The sequence below is a fragment of the Methanobrevibacter sp. genome (assembly GCF_045541095.1).
In the GTDB taxonomy this organism is placed as follows: domain Archaea; phylum Methanobacteriota; class Methanobacteria; order Methanobacteriales; family Methanobacteriaceae; genus Methanocatella.
In genome coordinates this window covers 22139-28447 of the sequence record NZ_JAZQIJ010000030.1, presented here as the reverse complement: position 1 = coordinate 28447, position 6309 = coordinate 22139, and the positions used below count along the sequence as shown (strand labels likewise).

Sequence of the window (6309 nt, the reverse complement as noted above, 5' to 3'; positions counted from 1 at the left end):
GTTTAATACTTCCATAATGAGAAATTTAAAAGTCATCGCTGATTAATTTTCTAATCAATCAGATTATCTATTTTATCAAAAAGTTCCTGAAAGTCTTTAAAAATATTTCTGAGTTCATCATCATTTCTAGACATCAAAACCATCTTCAACTGCTTATCTTTTTTTGAGATTTTCACTTGATCGGTTTTATTACCATCGACCACAACCATCAAGGATTTAATCTCATTGTAGTTTTCTTCAGTTAAATTATATCTTCTATGATGATTCAATACATCCATTGCATGAATAAGTCCATTTTCATGTCTGTCAATGCATGAAGACAGTTTAATCTTGGTAATCATATAATATGGAGCTTCTATTTTATCCCTGCGAAGCGTAATTGAAATTTTTGACATCACATGATCGTCATCACAATTTTCATTAATAAATTTTATCAGCTGAAACTGTTTGATATTAGCAGTGTTATTCATGAAAGTCATATTACTATATTATTTTTAAAAATATTTAAGCTATATCAAGCCAGCGGAAAATAGAGAATTTGAAAAGTGCATCTTCCATTACCATGCAATGATTGGTTAAACAGTTGCTGAACAAATAACTTGAATCAATTTGACGAAAAACAATAATTTGATTATTTTACTGTATGAAAATTAAAAAATACAGAAATCCATCACTGAAAAATAAACTATAATATTTATAATCCAAAAAAATATAAGTTTATATATAATTTTTTTATTATTAGATTTTTGGTGAATTAAAAATGTTAGAAGAGTTTGTTCCATTTATTGGATTGATTATTTTTGGAAATATAGAAAACCTTATTCTTGCGTCACAAGGAGTTGTCGAAGGAGTAAATCCTAAGGTTTTAGGTTTGTTAAGTATTATAGCTGTTATAATATGGTTGTTCATCGGTTTTGTAGCAACAGATGTCGCAATGCAGTATTCCCAATACATTTCATTCATTGGAGGCCTTGCGATTGTACTTTTAGGTATCAAATCAATTTACGATGCAACACACAACCTCAGACATGCAAAAGGAGATGAATAAGATGATAAATTTAAAAGATTATGCTCCATTTACAGGACTTCTCATCTTCGGAAACATAGAAAACCTAGTACTTGCATCACAGGGTGCTGTAGCTCACGTAGACCCGATAATATTATCCATATTGAGCCTGATTGCAGTAGTAATCTGGCTATTGATTGGAACATACGGAACAAAAGTCGCTATCAAATATGCCGATTACATTGAAATATTCGGTGGAGTCGCAATTATTATTTTAGGTTTCCAATCAATGATTGAAGCCATGGGATTATAAATCTAATCCCCTTTTTTATTTTAATATAAAAAATTTATAAATTAACTGAAATTTTAAATAAAAAGAGTTAATTTTCCCAATTACTAAAATACCATTCACCATCAATATTTTCAAAATTTATCACAGTGTTCAGGGTCCATTTGCCGTTGATTCCGTAGACCTTCGCCGTCAATGTTACATCGGCAATTAACGATGCCCTGTTCTCATCATCCCACAGAATTGTCGGTTCATCTATTTCAGATTTGTAATAGTTTAATGTTCCATCAATGACCTCATCGATGAATTCTTTTTTGCTTTGAGTTTTTCCGGACATGTGAACCAGCACAAAATCTTCCAGGATTATGTCATTTAGTTTATCAAAGTCCTTATCGACTAAAGCCTGTTGAAACTCAATGAATCTCTCAATGATACTCAAATCCACACTGCTGAATGATTTTTCACAATTCAATATTACGTTTGACATATACTATACTTTATATAATTAAAAAATATATAATATTTAATGTATGAATGATTAAGAAGGTTGGTGAAAACATTATAGAAATTCCAGAAATAGACTTAAAAAAAACAAAAGCAGATATTATCAAATTTATTCAGGATAAAATCAGCGAATCAAAAACAGATGGAATTGTAGTCGGTTTAAGCGGAGGAATCGACTCAACATTATCAGCATATCTGGCTTGTGAAGCATTAGGCAGCGACAAAGTATTTGCAATAGTAATGCCTTCTACAACAACACCAACAGAAGACAAGCTTCATGGAATATCAATTGCCCAAAAGTTAGGAATTGAATACAAGGAAATAGGAATAGACAGCATATTGAACGAATATCTATCCATGACACAACTTGACGAAAATGAACTGGCAATCGGTAACCTTAAAGCTAGAATCAGAATGTCAATCATTTATTACTATGCAAATTCCAAAAACTATCTTGTCAGCGGAACAGGTAACAAGAGCGAAATTCTTATAGGTTACTTTACAAAATACGGTGATGGAGCCTGTGATTTGGAACCGATAGGAGATTTGTACAAACATGACGTTTACAAATTAGCCGAATTTTTAGACATTCCACAGGAAATCATCAACAAACCTCCAAGAGCAGGTTTGTGGAATAATCAGACTGATGAAGAAGAGCTTGGAATGGGTTATGACTTACTCGACCAAATTTTATACGCATATACTGAAAAGGATATGAAAAATACTGAAATAGCTGAAAAACTGGACATTCCAGTTGATGACGTTGATATGATTATTACTAAGATAAGCAGGAGCGAACATAAAACCAAAGTTCCTGAAAGCCCTAAAAAAACAATCTTATAATGGTGATTTAGTGAGTGAAAATATAGAAAAGAAATGGCAGAAAAAATGGGCTGATGCAAAATTATTTGAATCAAACCCTGATGAAAGAGAAAAGTTATTCCTTACTGTGGCATTTCCATACCCAAGTGGAGCTATGCATATCGGACACGGTCGTACATACACCGTTCCAGATGTATATGCCAGATTTAAAAGAATGGAAGGATACAACGTATTGTTCCCAATGGCATGGCACGTTACCGGTGCGCCGGTTATCGGAATTGCAGACAGAATAAAAAGAAAAGATCCATGGACACTTGATTTGTATGAAAGGGTTCACGGCGTTCCGAAGGAAACTCTTCCAAAACTGGAAGAACCGGAATTCATCGTCAAATACTTTTCAACAGAATATCATGAAGTGATGGAAGAGATGGGTTATTCCATTGACTGGAGACGGGAATTCAGAACAATAGATCCTACATACCGAAAATTCATCGAATGGCAGATTACAACATTGTATGAAAAAGGTCTGGTTGCAAAAGGAGAACACCCGGTTAAATACTGTCCAAACTGTGATAACCCAGTTGGAGACCATGATTTGCTTGAAGGGGAAGGTGTTGGAGTAAATGAACTGACCCTTTTAAAATTCAAAATCGATGATATGATTCTGGTTACCGCAACATTAAGACCTGAAACAATCGTCGGTGCAACAAACATCTGGCTGAATCCTGACGTTGAATACGTATTGGCTAAAGCAAATGACGAAAAGTGGGTAATTACAAAAGAAGCTCATTATAACCTAAGACACCAAATCAAAGATTTGGAAATTATTGAGGAAATCGACCCTAATGACCTGATTGGAAAAATAGCTAAAAATCCGTTTACAGGCGGCGAGATTCCTATTTTCCCAGCAAGTTTTGTTAGTGCATCATATGGAAGTGGTGTCGTTTTCTCCGAACCTGCAGACGCACCGGCAGACTACATTGCACTTCAAGATTTAAAAAATAATGCTGAACTGATATCCAAATACAATCTGGAAGGAATCATAGAAAATGTAGAGCCAATTCCAGTCTGTACCCTTAAAGGATATGGTGAAATTCCTGCAGCGGACATCATCGAAAGGCTTGGAATTACCGACCAAAATGATGAAAAACTGCACGAGGCCACCAACGAACTGTACAAACAGCAACACAGTAAAGGTAAAATAATCGACTCCATTCCTGATTTTGGTGGAATGAAAGTCAGATTTGCCCGTGAAGAGTTAAAAGAAAAATTAATTTCTGAAAATATGGCTACCATCATGTACGACTTTGCTGAAAGGCCAGTAGTGTGCAGATGCGGAAACAACTGTGTCGTTAAAATCATGGACGACCAATGGTTCATGAAATATGGAAATGAAGAATGGACTGAAAAAACCCTGGAATTGCTTGAAGGAGAAACAATCATTCCTCATGAAATTAAAAATAACTTCGAGTATTATCTTAACTGGCTGGATGATTGGGCCTGCTCCAGAAAGGTAGGGCTTGGAACCAGGCTTCCTTGGGACAATAAATGGCTCATTGAACCTTTAACAGATTCAACAATCTACATGTCTTACTACTCAATTGCAAAATATCTAAGAGACATGAATCCTGATGATTTAAATAGGGCATTTTTCGATAAAGTTCTCTTAAACAAGGATTCTGATGAAATTACAGTTCCTGAAGAAAAGGTAAAAGAGATTCAGGATGAATTCAATTACTGGTATCCTTTAGATTGGAGACTGTCTGCAAAAGACCTTGTTGGAAACCACTTAAGTTTCCTGATGTTCCACCACAGTGCAATCTATCCAAAAGACAAATGGCCAAGAGGAACTGTAGTGTTCGGAATGGGTCTTCTTGAAGGAAACAAGATGTCCTCCTCAAAAGGAAATGTAATTCTTTTAAAAGATGCAATCAGAGATTATACAGCAGACGTCGTAAGGCTTTTCCTGATGGCTTCTGCAGAACCATGGCAAGACTTTGACTGGAGAGAAAAAGAGGTTTTAGGAACAAAAAGAAGACTTGAATGGTTCAGAGAATTTGCGGCAAAAGTCGAAGAAATAAAAGGTTCACCTTTGAATTTAAGCAATATTGAAGAGGTTGAACTAACCCGTACAATCGATTTATGGATGATAAGCCAGCTCAACCAACGCATTAAAAATGCTACTGAAGCCCTGGAAGTCTTCCAGACAAGACAGGCACTTCAAGACTCACTGTTCTTGCTTAAAAAGGATGTTGACCACTACCTATACAGAGTCAACCACCTTATTGATAAAAAGGACCCTGCAATAATCTATGTTCTTTCTACTGTCCTTGAAGCTTGGATTAGGCTCCTGGCACCGTTCACTCCTCATACTTCAGAAGAGCTTTGGAGCACTTATGGCGGTGAAGGTTTTGTAAGCGAAGCTGCATGGCCTGAAGCAGACGAGTCAAAAGTAAGTCCTGAAATTGAAAAATCAGAAGAGCTTGTTGAAAACATCATCAAGGATATTGCACACATCAAAAAGATGGTTAAAGAAGAAGTTGAAAAAATACACATCTATCTTGCTCCTGACTGGAAATGGGACCTGTATAAAATTGCCGATGCGGTCGGAAAACCTGATATAGGCCAAATTATGGGAAGAGCAATTGCAGCCAATATCTATGATGACAAAAAGGAAATTGCACAGGTGGCTAAAAGAATAGGTAAAGAGATTACAAAAACAAGATACATCGGTAAAATCAACGAAGAAGAAATTATCACAGATGCGCTTGAATACATCAAGCAGGAATGTGGAAACGAAGTTATCGTTCACACCGATGATTCATACGATCCTCAAAACAAGGCCAGAAATGCAATGCCTTACAAGCCAGCAATTTTTATGGAATAGATTTTCTATTCCAAACTTATTTTTTATTTTTTTGATCAAATTCTATTTTTTTGTCTGTGTATTCCTTATAAATAACACCCATACCCCTAAATTCAATTAGAAACATCCACATGAAAAACAAAATCTGCAATAAGATATCAATAGGCCAATAAGTGTCAATTGCATTATTTAAAATTGAAATAATAATAAGTGAAAGAATAATTTTTGTATAGTCTATAGTAAAGTTTTTCCATCCGATAATATCAATAGCATGTTTAATTTTTGGGAAATTAAAAGCGTTTCTAAGAGTTCCGCCATCAGCCAACTGTGCCAAAGCAAGTTCCAGGAAAAATGTGAATATATAAAAAACAATGCATCCTAAAACAAAAAAGAGTGCAAAACTGGTAGGATCATGAGTTGATGCCAAATGTATTGTTTCCTGAAGATTTAAAAGTAAATCTTCTATATCAAATTCTGGAAAGTTAAATAATGTAGAAATGGTAATTAAAATTAATCCCTGAACAAATATATAGAACATAAGCACTATGTTTCCCTTAATACCTAAAACTATCATCTCTTTAGGCCTTATTTTTGGCAATCTAGTTCCACCATCAATTACGTCTTTAATTACCAGAAGCCCATAGCCTATTATAAAAATGCTTACTATAAAGTTCCAAATTCCAAACTTATCTCCAAAATTTAAAGATAATGATATGAGAAACATTAATAAGAATACGAACAAGAAAAAATATATGTTCTTTGTAGCATATTTAAATGAACCAGTAATGACATCCTTTGGCATTTTATCACAGTTAAAAGTTT

At 34.6% G+C, this 6309-nt stretch carries 7 protein-coding genes; 4 read left to right on the top strand and 3 right to left on the bottom strand.

What is annotated here, in order from left to right:
• Nucleotides 1-50: 50 nt before the first annotated feature.
• Nucleotides 51-479: a hypothetical protein gene (locus tag ACKI2P_RS01265; protein ID WP_407374437.1), complete on the bottom strand. Its 429-nt coding sequence runs from the start codon at nucleotides 477-479 to the stop codon at nucleotides 51-53.
• Between the two features lie 281 nt (nucleotides 480-760).
• Here ACKI2P_RS01265 and ACKI2P_RS01260 point away from each other — a divergent pair, with 281 nt between their 5' ends.
• Together ACKI2P_RS01260 and ACKI2P_RS01255 are read left to right on the top strand one after the other, a co-directional pair.
• A complete protein-coding gene (locus ACKI2P_RS01260) occupies nucleotides 761-1048 on the top strand; it encodes a hypothetical protein (protein WP_407374436.1) in 288 nt (95 codons plus the stop codon).
• Nucleotide 1049: 1 nt separating this feature from the next.
• Nucleotides 1050-1319 (top strand): hypothetical protein, encoded by a 270-nt coding sequence (locus ACKI2P_RS01255; RefSeq protein WP_407374435.1) that lies wholly within the window; start codon nucleotides 1050-1052, stop codon nucleotides 1317-1319.
• 67 nt (nucleotides 1320-1386) lie between these two features.
• Here ACKI2P_RS01255 and ACKI2P_RS01250 read toward each other — a convergent pair whose 3' ends face one another.
• Nucleotides 1387-1782 (bottom strand): nuclear transport factor 2 family protein, encoded by a 396-nt coding sequence (locus tag ACKI2P_RS01250; protein ID WP_407374434.1) that lies wholly within the window; start codon nucleotides 1780-1782, stop codon nucleotides 1387-1389.
• 71 nt (nucleotides 1783-1853) lie between these two features.
• Between ACKI2P_RS01250 and ACKI2P_RS01245 the strand changes: the two genes are divergently transcribed.
• Nucleotides 1854-2642, top strand: coding sequence for an NAD+ synthase (locus tag ACKI2P_RS01245; RefSeq protein WP_407374439.1), 789 nt, complete (start codon nucleotides 1854-1856; stop codon nucleotides 2640-2642).
• Nucleotides 2643-2652: 10 nt separating this feature from the next.
• On the top strand, nucleotides 2653-5508 hold the full coding sequence (gene leuS, locus ACKI2P_RS01240; RefSeq protein WP_407374433.1) for a leucine--tRNA ligase: 2856 nt from the start codon (nucleotides 2653-2655) through the stop codon (nucleotides 5506-5508).
• Nucleotides 5509-5524: 16 nt separating this feature from the next.
• Here leuS and ACKI2P_RS01235 read toward each other — a convergent pair whose 3' ends face one another.
• Nucleotides 5525-6289: a DUF4013 domain-containing protein gene (locus ACKI2P_RS01235; RefSeq protein WP_407374432.1), complete on the bottom strand. Its 765-nt coding sequence runs from the start codon at nucleotides 6287-6289 to the stop codon at nucleotides 5525-5527.
• Nucleotides 6290-6309: the final 20 nt, after the last annotated feature.

Excerpts from the sequence above, each read along its gene's own strand:
- ACKI2P_RS01265 (WP_407374437.1), bottom strand. The coding sequence starts at position 479 with ATGACTTTCATGAATAACACTGCTAATATCAAACAGTTTCAGCTGATA.
- ACKI2P_RS01260 (WP_407374436.1), top strand. The coding sequence starts at position 761 with ATGTTAGAAGAGTTTGTTCCATTTATTGGATTGATTATTTTTGGAAAT.
- ACKI2P_RS01255 (WP_407374435.1), top strand. The coding sequence starts at position 1,050 with ATGATAAATTTAAAAGATTATGCTCCATTTACAGGACTTCTCATCTTC.
- ACKI2P_RS01250 (WP_407374434.1), bottom strand. The coding sequence starts at position 1,782 with ATGTCAAACGTAATATTGAATTGTGAAAAATCATTCAGCAGTGTGGAT.
- ACKI2P_RS01235 (WP_407374432.1), bottom strand. The coding sequence starts at position 6,289 with ATGCCAAAGGATGTCATTACTGGTTCATTTAAATATGCTACAAAGAAC.